Raw genomic sequence first — 13,774 nt, 5'->3', positions numbered from 1 at the left:
TCATCCCCGAGTGAGTCGGTGTGGGCTGCCGAGCGACCCGCTCGGCGATGGCACCGAAGTTAGGGCCGGGCCGTGTCCGGGCCATCGGGGATCCGACGACATCCCCCAAGGGGTGATTAGGGGATCGACTAGGGGCCTGAACGGAGTAGTCACCCATTAGTGTCGACTACGCCTAGAGGAGGATAACGCGGCGCGTGCCTGCGGCGATGGCCGAAGCGTGCGTCATGTCGCCGCACACCGGCGGCGCGGCCGGACAGTCCGGGGGGAACGATGGCCTACCAGCTCGGAATAGACCTGGGTACGACGTTCAGCGCGGCGGCGGTCAGCCGGTCCGTCGGCACGGGCTGGGCGGCCCCCCAGATGGTCGCCCTGTCCGATCGCCGCACCGACCTGCCGTCCGTCCTCTTCGTGGGGGACGACGGCGAGATCCTGGTCGGGCAGGCCGCCGAGCGGCGGGCCGTCACCGACCCGGACCGCGTGGTCCGCGAGTTCAAGCGGCGCCTGGGCGATCCCACGCCGGTGGTCGTCGGGGGCAGGCCGCACCGCCCCGAGGAGCTGTGCGCGCGGCTGGTCCGCTGGATCGTCGACGCCGTCGCCGCGCAGGAGGGCGGGCCCGCCGAGCGGATCGCGCTGACCCACCCGGCCTCCTGGGGCGACCACAAGATGGAGCTGCTGGCCGAGGCGCTCGAGGCGCACGGCCTGACCGTCACCTTCCTCGCCGAGCCGCAGGCGGCCGCGCTGCACTACGCGGCCGGGGAGCGGCTCGCCGCCGGGTCCACCATCGCCGTCTACGACCTCGGCGGCGGCACGTTCGACGCCGCCGTCGTGCGCAAGGACCAGCACGGCCGGTTCTCCCTGCAGGGGCGCCCCGAGGGGCTCGACCGGCTCGGCGGGGTGGACTTCGACCAGGTGGTGTTCGACCACGTCGTCGAGGGGCTGCCGGAGGCGTTCGCGGGCCTCGACGACACCGATCCCGCCGTTCTCGCCGCCGTCGCGCGCCTGCGCCGGGAGTGCACCGAGGCCAAGGAGGCGCTGTCCTCGGACACGGAGGTCAGCGTCCCGGTGCTGCTGCCCGCGTTCCGCGGCGCCGTCCGGATGCACCGCGCCGAGTTCTCCGACGCGATCCGCGAGCAGGTGGCGGAGACCGTCGAGGCGCTGCGCCGCGCCGTCGGGTCGGCCGGGCTCGCACCCTCGGCGCTCGACGCCGTGTTGCTGGTCGGCGGCTCCTCCCGGGTGCCGCTGGTGGGGCAGCTGGTCTCCGAGGAGCTCGGTCGCCCGGTCACGGTGGACACCGACCCCACCCACGCGATCGCCAAGGGCGCGGCGCTGGCCGTCTGCCCGGTGTCCGCCGCGCCGGACGCGCCGGTCACGCCCGTCTCCCCCGCCGTCGGGCTGCCCGTGCTGGTGGGCACGGCCGCGGCGTCCGGAGCCACCGCCACCTTCGCGATGTCCGCGCCGGTGAACGAGGCGGGCCCGTTCGACGGCTGGGCCCACGGGGCCCCGCCACGCCCGCAGGTCGGTGCGCCCGCCCCGGACTGGGAGTACGACGAGGAGCCCCCGGCCAAGCGCCGGGCCGGCCTGATGGTCGGCGCCGGCGCCGCCGCGGCGGTCCTCGCCGTGGTCGGCGCGGTCCTGCTGTGGCCCACCGCGGAACCGGCCGTGACCAGCGGGGTCGGCGGGCTGAACGTGGCGCCGCCCGCCGCGGTGACCTCCGCCGAGGCGGTCCCGCCCCCCACCACCGAGGAGACGGCGGCCTCCGACCCGACCGCGGCGTCGACGGGCGGTGGGGCGCGCTCCGGCGGTGCGGCCGTGACCCCGCGCACCACCCGGCCCACGACCCGGCCGGTCACGCCGCGGCCCGTCGTCCCCGCCCCGCAGGCGCCCGCGCCGGCGCCGCAGAACCCGGCGCCGCAGAACCAGGTCCCGGCGAATCCGCCGGTGCAGAACCCCCCGCAGAACCCGCCGCAGAACCCGGCTCCGGACCCGGTCGTCCCGGACCCCGGCCCGGGAACGGATCCCGGCACGGGCGGCACGGGCGGCACCGGAGGCACCGGAGGCACTGGCGGCGCCAGCGCGTCCCCGCCCGTCGTGGACGGGAGCCCCAGCACCGCGGCCGTCCCGCCGGCCGGCTGACCCGGTCACCCGATTCGGGTCTCGGTTGCGTCTCGGCTCGACCACTGCGCGTGACGCCCCGCGGCGCGGCGCCGATAGTGGTTCCGGGGCGGCGCGCGGGGCGCCGCCGCGAGCGGAACGGGGGATCCGGCGGTGGCACGGTCGGCAGCATGGGTGATCGGTCTCGAGGTCGTGGCGGTGCTCGTCGCGTATCTCGGCTTCGGGTGGCCGGTGCTCCTCGTCGGCGTCCCGGCGCTCGTCGGCACCGCGCTGGTCCTGCTCGCCGTGCGGCTGTCCGAGCAGCCCCGCAAGCGCCTCGCCGCGGCCCGTGCGGCCCGCTACGCGGAGCCTCCGCTGTCGGGCGGGTTGATGAGCGGCTTCTACGAGGTCCCCGTCCAGCGGAGTGAAGAATCGCACCGCGCCCGAGCATGATCGGGCGGGCTCTGCCACGGTAGGGCGGTGCTGATCGGGCCGACGCCGTGCTGATCGGGCTGGCGTTCGCGATCGCCTCCATGATCGGCAATGCGGGGGCCGGACTCCTGCAGTCCGCCGCCGCGGACGAGACCACCTCGCGTCGCCCGCTGGCCCTGCGCCCGCTCTACCTGGTCGGGCTGCTGGTCGACGGGCTGGCGTGGGCGTGCACGGTCGTCGCGCTGCGGCACCTGCCGGTGTTCGCGGTGCAGGCGATCCTCGGCGGGGCGATCGCGCTCACGGCCCTGGCCAGCTGGGCGATCTACGGCGTCCACCTGCGGATCCGGGACCGGCTCGCGGTCACGGCCTGCGTCCTGGGCCTGGCGACGATCGCCGCCAGCGCCCAGGACGAGCCGCCGCAGCCGCTGACCGGGGTCACCGTCCTGGTGCTCTACTCGGCGGTCGCGGTGCTCGCGGTCGCGGCCATCGCCGTGTGGCGGCTGGCCGCCGCCTGGCCGCTGTCGCTGATCGCCGGGCTGGGCTTCGGTGGGACGTCCCTGGCCGTGCGCGCGCTGCAGCTCCCGCCGGGGGTGGAGGCGGACGTGGTGTCGCTGGCCGCGCAGCCCGCGACGTACCTGATCGTGCTGTTCTGGGTCATCGGGATCACCACGTACTCGCGGGCGCTGGTCGTCGGCAGCCTGCCGAGCGTCACCGCCGTGTTCGCGACGACCGAGGTGCTCGCCCCGGGGCTGATCGGGATCGTGCTCCTGGGCGACCGGATCCGCGACGGCTGGCTGCTCCCCTTCGGCGTCGGCCTGGTCGTGGCGATCGTGGGCGTCGTGGTGCTGGCGGGGGCACCGGTCCCGGCGCCCGGCAGGCGCAGGCGCCGCCGCCACGTGCGCTGACCCGGTTCCGCCGCCGGTCTGCTGGGGCTTCGCTGAGAGGGCCGGGGAACGAACGGGAGGGGCCGTGGCGTTCACCGGATATGAACACACTCCTCGTCGACCAGGCCGACTTCGACCTCGTCCTGGCTCGGTGGTTGCGTGACACCGAGCGGACGGCGCCCAACACCCTCCTGCTCACCTTCGATCCCGCGGCGGCCGCCGCCGTGTGCGTGCTCGCCGAGACGGCGCGGCAGGAGATCGAGGTCGGGCTGGAGGACGGCCAGCTCCTCGCCCAGATCACCGTGCCCGCCGAGCAGGCCGACCTGCTCGACGAGATCGTCGTGCGCGCCGAGACCGCGGACCTGCGGGCCCTGCGCCGCGTCCTCGCGGCCTAGGAGCCCGAGGAGTGCTCAGGGGGTGAGCACGAGCTTCCCCCGCACGTCGCCCGCGAGCATCCGGCGCACCGCGGCCGGTAGCTCGGCGAGCGGGAGCACCGAGTCGACGACGGGGCGTGCGTAGCGGGTGAGCTCGCGCAGGTCGGCGGCGTTCTCCGTCGAGACGAGACCGACCAGCCGCTGTCGGACCAGCGGTGACAGCAGCGCGGCCCGCAGGCTGCGGTCCGTGCCGCCCAGCCACCGTCCGCCGGTCTCCGAGCCGACGATCACGAGCCGCCCGCGCGGGGTCAACAGGCTCCGCAGCAGCCGCAGCGGACGGTGCCCGCCGCAGTCGATGATCACGTCGTAGGGGCCGCCCGGCTCGTCGTGGGGGACGGGGTCCGCCCCGAGCGCGCGGACGAGGTCGTGCTTGGCGGGGCTCGCGCTGCCCGTCACGATCGCGCCGAACGCGCCCGCGACCTGCACGGCGAGGCTGCCCACGCCGCCGGACGCGCCGAGCACCAGCACCCGCTCGCCCGCGGCGACCCGGGCCTTGTCGCGGACCGCCTGCAGCGCCGTCAGCCCGGACACGGGAAGCGCGGCGGCACCCGTGGCGTCGAGCTCGGGCGGCCGGGGCACGATCCGGTCCGCCCGGGCGACGGCGAACTCGGCGAAGCAGCCCTCTCCGATCCCGAAGACCGGGTCGCCCACCGCGACGCCCGTGACGCGCTCGCCGAGCGCCTCGACGGTGCCGGCGAACTCGCGCCCGCGCACCGGCGTCCGCGGTCGGCGCACGCCGGTCGCGAGCCGCACCACCTGCGGCATCCCCGCCATCAGGTGCCAGGCCCCGCGGTCGAGGCCCGCCGCCTCGACGCGGACCCGCACGCGTCCCGCACCGGGCTCGGGAACGGCGATCTCGGCGGAGCGCAGCACCTCCGGACCCCCGTAGCGGTCCTGCTCGATCGCTCGCATCACACCAGCCTTACGTTGTAAGTCCATGCGGCGCAGCATAGCCTTACGGTGTAAGTTCCGTCCATGCCGTTGACTCGCGAGCGCGTGCTGGCGACCGCACTGGCCGTGGCGGACGCGGAAGGGCTCGCCGCGGTGACCATGCGGCGGCTCGGCGCGGAGCTGAGCATCGAGGCGATGTCGCTCTACCACCACGTCGTGAACAAGTCCGCGCTGCTCGACGGCATGGTCGACGCCGTGTTCGCCGAGGTCGCGCCGCCCGCGGGGGCGTACTGGAAGGCCGCGCTGCGTCGGCACTACGCCTCGCTGCGCGCGGTGCTCGCCGCGCACTCCTGGGCCATCCCGCTGCTGGACTCGCGCGCCTCCCCGGGCCTCGCCACCCTGGCCCGACTCGACGCCGTGCTCGGCGTCCTGCGCACCGCGGGCTTCACGATCCCGCTGGCCGCGCACGCGATCGCGGCGCTGGACGCGTACGTGTACGGCTTCGCGGTGCAGGAGGCGGGCCTGCGTCAGGTCCCCGTTCCGGACGTCGCCCGGGAGACCGCCGCCGGCCTCGACGAGGGCGCGTTCCCGCACCTGGTCGAGCTCGCCCGCGAGCACGTCGCGCAGCCGGGCTACTCCTTCGCGGCCGAGTTCGACTGGGGCCTGGACCTCGTCCTCGACGGCCTCGGGACGCACCTCACTTAGGTTCCTTGACAGGTATATACCGTTGTAGGTATTCATAGGGGGTGCCCACCCCGTTCGAGGTCCTCGCCCTGCCGCTGCGCCGGGAGATCCTGGACGGCCTGCGAGCCGGGCCCCGCCTCGTCGGCGACCTGGCCGAGGAGCTCGGGGTGGCGCAACCGATCGTGTCCAAGCAGCTGCGCATCCTGCGGGACAGCGGGTTCGTCTCCGTGCGCGCCGAGGCGCAGAAGCGCTGGTACGCGCTGCGCCCGGAGCCGCTCGCCGCCGTCGCGGACTGGCTCGAGCCCTACCGGTGGCTCTGGGATCGCGGCCTCGACCGCTTGGGTGAGCACCTGGACCGCATGGAGGACTCATGACCGACCGCATGTCCACCGCCGACGGCCGCGCGCGTGTCCGCGTCGAGCGCCGCTACCCGCACGCGATCGAGAAGGTGTGGCGGGCGGTGACCGAGCCCGAGCACCTCGGCGCCTGGTTCCCGAGCCCCGTCGAGCTGGACCTGCGCCCCGGCGGAGCCATGCGGTTCGCCGCCTTCGAGGAGGGCGAGGGCGGGTCCGGCCGGGTGGTGGCCGTGGAACCCCCGCACCTGTTCGTCTTCCTCTGGGACACCGAGGAGATCCGGATCGAGCTGACCCCGGAGGCGGGCGAGACGGTCGTCGCGCTCACCCACACGTTCGACGACCGCCCCCTCGGCGCCAGCCTCGCCGCCGGCTGGGGCGCCTGCCTGGCCGCGCTGCGGGCCGTCGTCGCCGGGGAGCCGGTGCCGCCCGCGGGCCGAATGATCGACGAGCACGAGGAGCTCGTCCGGCTGTTCGGCCTGGACCGGCCGGTGCTCACCGAGGGACCCGACGGCTGGTCGGCCCGGTTCGACCGGCAGCTCACCTGCCCCGCGGACGTCGCGTGGGAGCTGGTCCTCGACGGCGCCCCGGCCCCGGAGTTCGACCCGGGACCCGGCGAGCCCGGCGACCACGTCCGCGTCGAGCTGGTGCCGGGGTCCGGGCAGGGTGCGCGGCTGGTCCTGACCGTCTCGGGCGCGGACCCGGCGGAGCGGGAGGCGGCCGTCGCGCAGTGGCGGGGCGCGGTCGAACGCGTCGCGCGGGAGGCGGCGGAGTGGGCGCACAACCGCGAGAAGGCGGATGTGAGCGCTCTGTGACGTCGCGGACCGACGGGGGCAACGTGCGCTTCCTACCGTCACCGGCGTGGGTAGCGTGCGCACCGTCTGTTCGTACTGCGGCGTCGGCTGCGGGATGGTCCTGGACGTCTCCCACGACGTTCCCGGCGGCACGGTCGTCAAGGTCCGCGGAGACGCCGAGCACCCGGCCAACTTCGGCCGGCTCTGCACGAAGGGGGCCCATTCCGCACCGATGCTGACGGCCGAGGGCCGCCTCGACACCGCGCTGGTCGGGGGTGCCCGCACCCCCGTCGACGAGGCCATCTCGCTGACCGCGCGGCGGCTGCGGGAGATCCTCGACGAGCACGGCCCGGACGCGCTGTCGCTCTACGTCTCCGGCCAGATGACCCTCGAGGCGCAGTACCTCGCGACCAAGCTGGCCAAGGGCTTCTGGCGCACCACGTGGATCGAGTCGAACTCGCGGCTGTGCATGGCGAGCGCGGGCACCGGCTACAAGCAGTCCCTGGGCTCCGACGGTCCCCCCGGCTCGTACGAGGACTTCGACCACGCGGACGTCTTCCTGGTCGTCGGGTCCAACATGGCCGACTGTCACCCGATCCTCTTCCTGCGGATGATGGACCGGGTCAAGCAGGGCGCCCGGCTCATCGTCGTCGATCCCCGGCGCACGGCCACCGCCGCCAAGGCGGACCTGTTCCTGCAGGTCGCGCCGGGTACGGACCTCGCGCTGCTGAACGGGCTGCTGCACCTCCTCGAGCCGAACCACGACTTCATCGCCGCCCGCACCGAGGGCTGGGAGGCGATGCCGGAGTTCCTGGCGGAGTACACACCCGCGCACGTGTCGTCGGTGACCGGGGTGCCCGAGGCCGACCTGCGTCGCGCCGCCGACCTGATCGGCGGCGCCGAGAACTGGATGAGCTGCTGGACCATGGGACTCAACCAGTCCACGCACGGCACCTGGAACACGAACGCCCTGGTCAACCTGCACCTCGCCACCGGCGCGATCTGTCGGCCGGGCTCCGGCCCGTTCTCCCTGACCGGCCAGCCGAACGCCATGGGCGGCCGCGAGATGGGCTACATGGGACCCGGCCTGCCCGGCCAGCGGGCGGTGCTCAGCGAGGCGGACCGCCGGTTCGTCGAGGAGCTCTGGGGGATCCCCGAGGGCACCATCCGGCCGGACGTGGACACCGGCGCCGTCGACATGTTCGACCGGATGGCGAACGGCGAGATCAAGGCCTGCTGGATCGTCTGCACCAACCCCGTGGCGAGCATGCCGAACCGCGGGCGGGTCGTCGAGGCGCTGGAGCGCGCCTTCGTCGTGACCCAGGACGTCTTCGCCGAGACCGAGACCAACCCCTACGCGGACGTGGTGCTGCCGGCGTCGATGTGGGCCGAGCTCGAGGGCGTGATGATCAACTCGGAGCGGAACCTGACGCTCCTGCAGCCCGCCGTCGCCCCGCCCGGCGAGGCCCTGCCGGACTGGCAGATCATCGCCCGGGTCGCCTGCGAGATGGGCTACGCCGAGCACTTCACCTACCACTCCGCCGAGGAGGTGTTCGAGGAGCTCAAGGGCGCGTTCAACCCCGCGACCGGCTACGACGTCCGCGGCGCCACCTACGCGCGCCTGCGGGAGGGCCCCGTCCAGTGGCCCGCCGCCCCGGGCGGCCCGGACCGCAACCCCGTGCGGTACCGGGAGCGGTTCGCCACCCCCAGCGGCAAGGCGCAGTTCCTCCCCCGCCCGCACCTGCCCGCGGCCGAGCTCCCCGACGACGAGTTCCCGCTGGTCCTGACCACGGGCCGGGTCCAGCACCAGTGGCACACGCTGACCAAGACCGGCAAGGTCGCCACGCTGAACAAGCTCGACCCGGGCCCGTTCGTCGAGCTCAACCCGGCGGACGCGGGCGACATCCGAGACGGCGACCTTGTCGCGATCACCTCCCGCCGCGGCCGCGCCGTCCTCCCCGCCAGGATCACCGACCGGGTGCGTCCGGGCCTGTGCTGGGCCCCCTTCCACTGGGCGGACCTCTTCGGCGCGGAGCTCGCGGTCAACGCCGTCACCTACGACGCGGTCGACCCGGCGTCCTACCAACCCGAGCTCAAGGCCTGCGCCGTCGCGGTCACCCGCGTGTCCCCCGCTCCCGACACGCGAGTCCTGCCCTCCGAGCCCGCGAGTCCCCCGCTTCCGACACGCGAGTCGGTCACGGTGCTCGCCGCCGCGCTCGGGCTGGGGGACGTGCGGCCGCCGGTGCCGACCGGCGCGGCCCGCACGTACCTCGCGGGGTTCCTCGCCGGCGTCGGGCAGGGGGAGCCGGGGGTGCCCGTCCTGCCCGCCGACGCGCCGGTCGACGCCGAGTCCGCGGCCTGGATCAACGGGATGCTGGCGGGGGCGTTCTCGCGGGCGGCCACCGGTGAGCCCGCCGAGCCGGGTCGGCCGCTGCTCGTCCTGTGGGCCTCGCAGACCGGCAACGCCGAGGGCATCGCCGAGCGCGTGGCCGACCGGCTCGCCGCGCGGCGGCCCCGGCTGCTCAGCATGGCCGACACGACCCCGGCCGCCGTCCCGCCCGGCTCTGATCTCGTGGTCGTGACCAGCACGTTCGGCGACGGCGACGCGCCGGACGTCGGCGTCGACTTCTGGGAGGGGCTGGCCGAACACGCGGGCCTGGAGGACGTCCGGTTCGCGGTGCTGGCCCTCGGGGACCCCAGCTACACCGAGTTCTGCGGCCACGGCCGCCGCCTCGACGCCCGCCTCGCCGAGCTCGGCGCCGAGCGCGTGCTCGACCGCGTCGACTGCGACACCGACTTCGAGGCCCCGGCCGAGGCTTGGCTCGAGGACGTGTCCGCCGCCTTCGGTCCCCATCATCGAGCCACAACCGTCGTTTCCGAGCCCGAGAACGACAGTTGTGGCTCCATAGTGCGGCGGGCGCCCGCGGAACCGGCGCGACCCGCCGCCGTCGAGGCGCACCTGAGCGAGAGCACCCTGCTCAGCCTGCCCGGCTCGACGAAGGAGGTCCGCCGCTTCACCTTCGCCGGTGAGGGCTTCGCCTACCAGGCGGGCGACACGTTGAGCGTCCGCCCGGTCAACCACCCCGAGCTGGTGGCGGAGTGGCTGGAGCTCACCGGCGCCGCCGCCGAGGACCCGGTGACGGTCCGCGGGGTCGAGGTCCCCTTCGTGGAGGCGCTGCGCACCGGCCTCGACATCACGCGCATCACGCCCGCCCTGCTGCAGTTCGTCGCGGAACGCACCGGGGACCGCACCCTGCGGGAGCTCCTCCGGGCGGGCCACGACACCGATCTCGCCCGCTGGACCTGGGACCGCCAGGCGCCGGACGTCCTCGCCGAGTTCGCGGTGCGGGCAGGCGCCCAGGACTGGGTGGACGTGCTCGGTGCCCTCGCCCCGCGTCGGTACTCGATCTCGTCCAGCCCGCTGACCAGCCCGGACGCGATCTCGCTGACGGTCTCGGTCGTCCGGTTCACCAGCCTGCACGGCCGCGCCCGGCGCGGCGTGTGCTCCACGTTCATGGCCGACGCCGCGACCGAGCCGACCAGCGTGCTCGTCACCCCGGCGCCGCGGTTCCGCCCGCCGACCGACGCGGACACCCCCATGATCATGGTGGGCCCGGGGACGGGCGTCGCGCCGTTCCTCGGCTTCCTCGAGGATCGGCAGGCCCGCGGCCACCGCGGCCCGAACTGGCTGTTCTTCGGCGAGCAACGCCGCGCCACGGATTTCTACTACCGCGACGAGCTGACCCGGATGCAGGCCGACGGCGCCCTGAGCAGGCTGGACGTCGCCTTCTCCCGCGACCAGCGGCACAAGGTCTACGTCCAGGACCGGATGCGCGAGCACGGCGCCGAGCTGTGGCGGTGGCTCGATCGGGGCGCCCACTTCTACGTCTGCGGCGACGCCTCCCGCATGGCCAAGGACGTCGACACCGCGCTGCGAGAGGTGATCACCGCGCACGGTGGGACGGACGCGGCGGCCTTCGTCAAGCGGATGACGGCCGAGGGCCGCTACTCCCGGGACGTCTACTGATCGCCCGGGTTCAGCACCGCCTTCACCACGCCCGTGAGGACGCGGCGCAGTAGATCGTCGCTCCCCTCCCCCGGGTCCGCCTTCGCCGCGAGGGCCGCGAGCTCGGGGTGGCGGTCCGCGGCGAGGTACCGGAAGAGCGACGGGCTCACCGGTCCGCTCGCGGCGAAGAGTGCGGCGATCCCGTTGGTCATCGCGATCGCCTCCATCTTCGCCCGGGCCGGAACCTCGACCGGCGCCAGGACGCGGAGCCCCCATTCCAGATGGTCCAGCGCATGCGGACCGAGCGGCGCCGGCACCGCGGACGCCGCGGCGAGCCACGGGTGCGCGCGGTGCAGTGCCACCTGCCGCTCGGTCACCACGAGCAGATCCTCGAGCCAGGCCGCGCTCGGCGTCGGGTGGTCGAGGTCCGCGCTGACCCGGTCGACCATGTGCCCGACCAGCTCCTCGCGCGAGGCGACGTAGCGGTAGAGCCCCGGCGCGCTGCTGCCCACCGCGCGGGCGACCGACCGCATGGTCACGGCGTCGAGCCCGCCCGCGTCGGCCAGCTCGACGGCCGCCGCCGCGATGCCGTCCACGGTCAACGAGCGTGCGGGTCCGGGCGGCATGCCGCTACCCTATCTGTTAACGCTGTTCGCAGATGGAGGTCCGCATGATCCGGTACACCGAGAACGGCGACGTCCGGCTCGCCTACGAGCGCTTCGGCGAGGGCGAGCCGCTCCTGTTGATCATGGGTCTGGACTTTCAGATGGTGTGGTGGCCGGACGGGTTCGTCCAGAAGCTCGTCGAGGCGGGTTTCGCGGTCGTCCGGTTCGACAACCGCGACACCGGCCTGTCGACCTCCTTCGCCCCGGTCGAGGCGCCTAAGCCCTTTCGCGCGCTGCTCGGCCGGGTCCCGCCCGTCTACACCGCGCGCGACATGCTCGACGACGCCCTCGCCGTCGTGGACGCCCAGGGTTGGTCCAGTGCGCACGTGATGGGCGGGTCGATGGGCGCCGCGCTGGCGCAGGGACTGGCCGCGGAGAATCCCGAGCGGGTGCGTTCCGTGATCAGCGCGATGGGTGCGCCCGCCGGCATCGGCGTGCTCCGTACCCTGCGTTACCTGCGGCCGGGCGTGTTCCGCAGGTTGGCGCGCCTGGGGTCCGATCCCGAGGAGCAGCTGGTCGAGATCTACCGGGCGGTCGCCTCGCCCGGCTACCCGTTCCCGGAGGAGTGGGCGCGCGAGGCCGCGCGGATCAGCCACGAGCGCCACCCCCGCGACCAGGGCACCACGCAGCGCCAGCTCGCCGCGGGCCGCGCCCACCGTTTCGCGCCGCTCGCCACGATCACCGCGCCGACGCTCGTCCTCTCCGGTCGCGACGACCCGCTCATCCGGTGGCAGGCCGGGCGCGACACGGCCCGCGCCATCCCCGGCGCCCGCTTCGTCTGCCACCCCGGGATGGGCCACGCGATCCCCGCCGAGCTGTACGACGACGTCGTCGGCGAGATCGTGTCCGTAACCTCCCGGGGGTGAGCGAGCCCGCCTACCTGACCCGCACGCGATCCGGCTACGACGCCATCGCCGAGGAGTGCGCCGACCTCTTCCTCAGCGAGCTGCGGCGCTCCCCGCTCGACCGCGCCCTGCTGGGTGCGTTCGCCGAGATCGTGGGCGCCGAGTTCCCGGACGGGCGGACCGTCGAGGTCGGCAGCGGGCCCGGTGCGATCACCGATCTGCTCGCGGGCCGCGGCCTGGACGTCACCGGGATCGAGCTCTCGCCCGCCATGGTCGCGCAGGCGCGGCGGACCTACCCCGACCGCGCGTACGAGGTCGGGGACATGCGTGCGCTGGCGGCGACCGACCTCGCGGGTCTCGTCGCCTGGTACTCGCTGATCCACATCGCGCCCGAGGAGCGCGCCGCCGTCGTCGCCGGGTTCGCCCGCGCCCTGCGCCCGGGCGGCTACCTGCTGCTCGGCTTCCAGGTCGGCACGGAGGTCCACCACGTGGCGGAGGTCTTCGGCAAGGAGGTCGGCCTGGACTTCCACCGCATGGACCCCGACGACGTGACCGCCCTGCTCGAGGCGGCGGGCTTCGCGCTCGTCTCCCGCACCGTCCGCGCGCCGGAGCCGGGTAGCCGGGCCGCGGCCGTGCCGCAGGCCTGTCTGATCGCGCGGCGGCATGGCTGACTTCGACCTGACCCTGGACGAGCTGCGGGTCGTGGCCCGGTTCGCGGCCGAGGACGCGCAGGAGGTCCTTCCCCTGACCGACGACGACCCGCGTCCGCGCGCCGCGCTCGCGGCGGCGTGGGAGTTCGTGCAGGGCGCTCCGCGGACCCGCCTGCAGCGGGTGACGTCGCTGGACGCGCACCGGGCCGCTGCCGAGGCGACGTCCGAGCCGGCCCGCCTCGCCGCGCGCTGCGCCGGCGACGCCGCGGCCGCCGCCTACCTCCACCCGCTGTTCCAGGCCACCCAGGTCGGCCACATCCTGCGTGCCTCCGCGACCGTCGCCTCCCTGTCCGACGACCCGGAGGCTCGCCTCGCCCGGTCCGTCGCCTGCGCGGACCCGGTCCTGGCCGACGTCCTGCGCCGCTACCCACCCGCCCCCACCGGGTCGTCCCGGATCGCGCGGCTGATGAGCGCGCTGGACGCCGAGCTGCGGACGGCCCGCTGACCGTGGGCTGCGACAACCGCAACGCATAGCGGCGCCCGGTCGGGGTGGTGGTTTCGCGGTGGTCGTGGTGCCAGCCGGCCTGCTCGCGCAGCAGGTTGTGGAATGCGCAGGTGCCGCGGCCGTTGCCCAGGCTCGTCGGGCCGCCTTCGGACCAGCGTCTGCGGTGGTCGAGGTGGGCGATCGGGGCGTCACAGCCGGGTTCGGTGCAGCGGCCGCGGTCGCGGGCGCGGATCCAGTCGGCGAGGACGCCGCCGAAGGCGCGGCGGCGGGAGTCGCCGCCGATGACGATGCCGTCCCGGGCGACCAGCCGCCGCCAGCCCACGCAGGTGGCCTCGTCCAGCAGAGTGGTGGGTCCGAACCCGGGGATCTCCGCCGGCAGCGGGGAGTCGGGGTCCAGCAGCGACTCCACGGGCACGAGGACCTGGATCTCCACCTGAGCCGGTGCGGTGGCGGCCTGCCCGCTCAGCCGTTCGACAAGGGTGTCGGCCATGATCTGCCCGCGGGTCCGGGTGACCGGCTCCGGGGATACCCAGTGTTCGG

General features: G+C 74.7%; 14 protein-coding genes. 12 read left to right on the top strand and 2 right to left on the bottom strand.

What is annotated here, in order from left to right; all coding sequences use genetic code 11:
* Positions 1-270: 270 nt before the first annotated feature.
* The 4 genes from BLS43_RS09305 to BLS43_RS09290 all read left to right on the top strand — a co-directional run bounded on the left by BLS43_RS09305 (position 271) and on the right by BLS43_RS09290 (position 3,802).
* Positions 271-2,133 carry an Hsp70 family protein gene (locus BLS43_RS09305; protein ID WP_093080342.1) on the top strand — a complete coding sequence of 621 codons (1,863 nt, stop codon included), beginning with the start codon at positions 271-273 and terminating at the stop codon, positions 2,131-2,133.
* Positions 2,134-2,286: 153 nt separating this feature from the next.
* Positions 2,287-2,544, top strand: a complete 258-nt coding sequence (locus BLS43_RS09300; RefSeq protein WP_093080338.1) for a hypothetical protein — start codon at positions 2,287-2,289, stop codon at positions 2,542-2,544.
* A gap of 47 nt (positions 2,545-2,591) precedes the next feature.
* On the top strand, positions 2,592-3,428 hold the full coding sequence (locus tag BLS43_RS09295; RefSeq protein ID WP_093080335.1) for a hypothetical protein: 837 nt from the start codon (positions 2,592-2,594) through the stop codon (positions 3,426-3,428).
* A gap of 80 nt (positions 3,429-3,508) precedes the next feature.
* A complete protein-coding gene (locus BLS43_RS09290; protein ID WP_093080332.1) occupies positions 3,509-3,802 on the top strand; it encodes a hypothetical protein in 294 nt (97 codons plus the stop codon).
* Between the two features lie 15 nt (positions 3,803-3,817).
* Here BLS43_RS09290 and BLS43_RS09285 read toward each other — a convergent pair whose 3' ends face one another.
* A complete protein-coding gene (locus BLS43_RS09285; protein ID WP_093080327.1) occupies positions 3,818-4,753 on the bottom strand; it encodes an NAD(P)-dependent alcohol dehydrogenase in 936 nt (311 codons plus the stop codon).
* A 63-nt stretch (positions 4,754-4,816) separates the two neighbouring features.
* On the opposite strand from BLS43_RS09285, the gene BLS43_RS09280 reads away from it, so the two are divergent.
* From BLS43_RS09280 to BLS43_RS09265, 4 genes are read left to right on the top strand one after another with little or no spacing between them, the layout of a single operon-like run.
* On the top strand, positions 4,817-5,437 hold the full coding sequence (locus BLS43_RS09280; RefSeq protein ID WP_093080323.1) for a TetR/AcrR family transcriptional regulator C-terminal domain-containing protein: 621 nt from the start codon (positions 4,817-4,819) through the stop codon (positions 5,435-5,437).
* A gap of 41 nt (positions 5,438-5,478) precedes the next feature.
* Positions 5,479-5,790: an ArsR/SmtB family transcription factor gene (locus tag BLS43_RS09275; RefSeq protein WP_093080319.1), complete on the top strand. Its 312-nt coding sequence runs from the start codon at positions 5,479-5,481 to the stop codon at positions 5,788-5,790.
* The gene (locus BLS43_RS09270) at positions 5,787-6,584 is read left to right on the top strand and encodes an SRPBCC family protein (protein WP_093080315.1); all 798 of its coding nucleotides are present in this window, start codon (positions 5,787-5,789) and stop codon (positions 6,582-6,584) included. Before BLS43_RS09275 ends, BLS43_RS09270 begins: the two co-directional genes overlap by 4 nt.
* 46 nt (positions 6,585-6,630) lie before the next feature.
* Complete coding sequence (locus BLS43_RS09265) at positions 6,631-10,590, top strand: bifunctional nitrate reductase/sulfite reductase flavoprotein subunit alpha (RefSeq protein ID WP_218129764.1); 3,960 nt, start codon at positions 6,631-6,633, stop codon at positions 10,588-10,590.
* Here the strand turns inward: BLS43_RS09265 and BLS43_RS09260 are convergent.
* A complete protein-coding gene (locus BLS43_RS09260) occupies positions 10,584-11,195 on the bottom strand; it encodes a TetR/AcrR family transcriptional regulator (protein WP_093080305.1) in 612 nt (203 codons plus the stop codon). The two genes, BLS43_RS09265 and BLS43_RS09260, sit on opposite strands and share 7 nt — an antisense overlap.
* A 44-nt stretch (positions 11,196-11,239) precedes the next feature.
* Between BLS43_RS09260 and BLS43_RS09255 the strand changes: the two genes are divergently transcribed.
* The 4 genes from BLS43_RS09255 to BLS43_RS30470 all read left to right on the top strand — a co-directional run.
* Positions 11,240-12,100 carry an alpha/beta fold hydrolase gene (locus BLS43_RS09255; protein WP_176921245.1) on the top strand — a complete coding sequence of 287 codons (861 nt, stop codon included), beginning with the start codon at positions 11,240-11,242 and terminating at the stop codon, positions 12,098-12,100.
* Complete coding sequence (locus BLS43_RS09250; RefSeq protein ID WP_093080296.1) at positions 12,097-12,750, top strand: class I SAM-dependent methyltransferase; 654 nt, start codon at positions 12,097-12,099, stop codon at positions 12,748-12,750. The genes BLS43_RS09255 and BLS43_RS09250 overlap by 4 nt, the downstream gene beginning before the upstream one ends.
* Entirely contained in the window at positions 12,743-13,234 is a 492-nt protein-coding gene (locus tag BLS43_RS09245; protein ID WP_093080292.1) for a putative immunity protein, read from the top strand. The genes BLS43_RS09250 and BLS43_RS09245 overlap by 8 nt, the downstream gene beginning before the upstream one ends.
* Before the next feature lie 163 nt (positions 13,235-13,397).
* Positions 13,398-13,774: hypothetical protein (locus tag BLS43_RS30470; RefSeq protein WP_218129763.1), on the top strand; the 377-nt coding region annotated here is incomplete at its 3' end.

Source organism: Pseudonocardia oroxyli (genome assembly GCF_900102195.1).
Classification (GTDB): Bacteria; Actinomycetota; Actinomycetes; order Mycobacteriales; family Pseudonocardiaceae; genus Pseudonocardia; species Pseudonocardia oroxyli.
The sequence above is the reverse complement of the archived record's forward strand: the minus strand, read 5'-3'. Positions and strand labels throughout refer to the sequence as shown.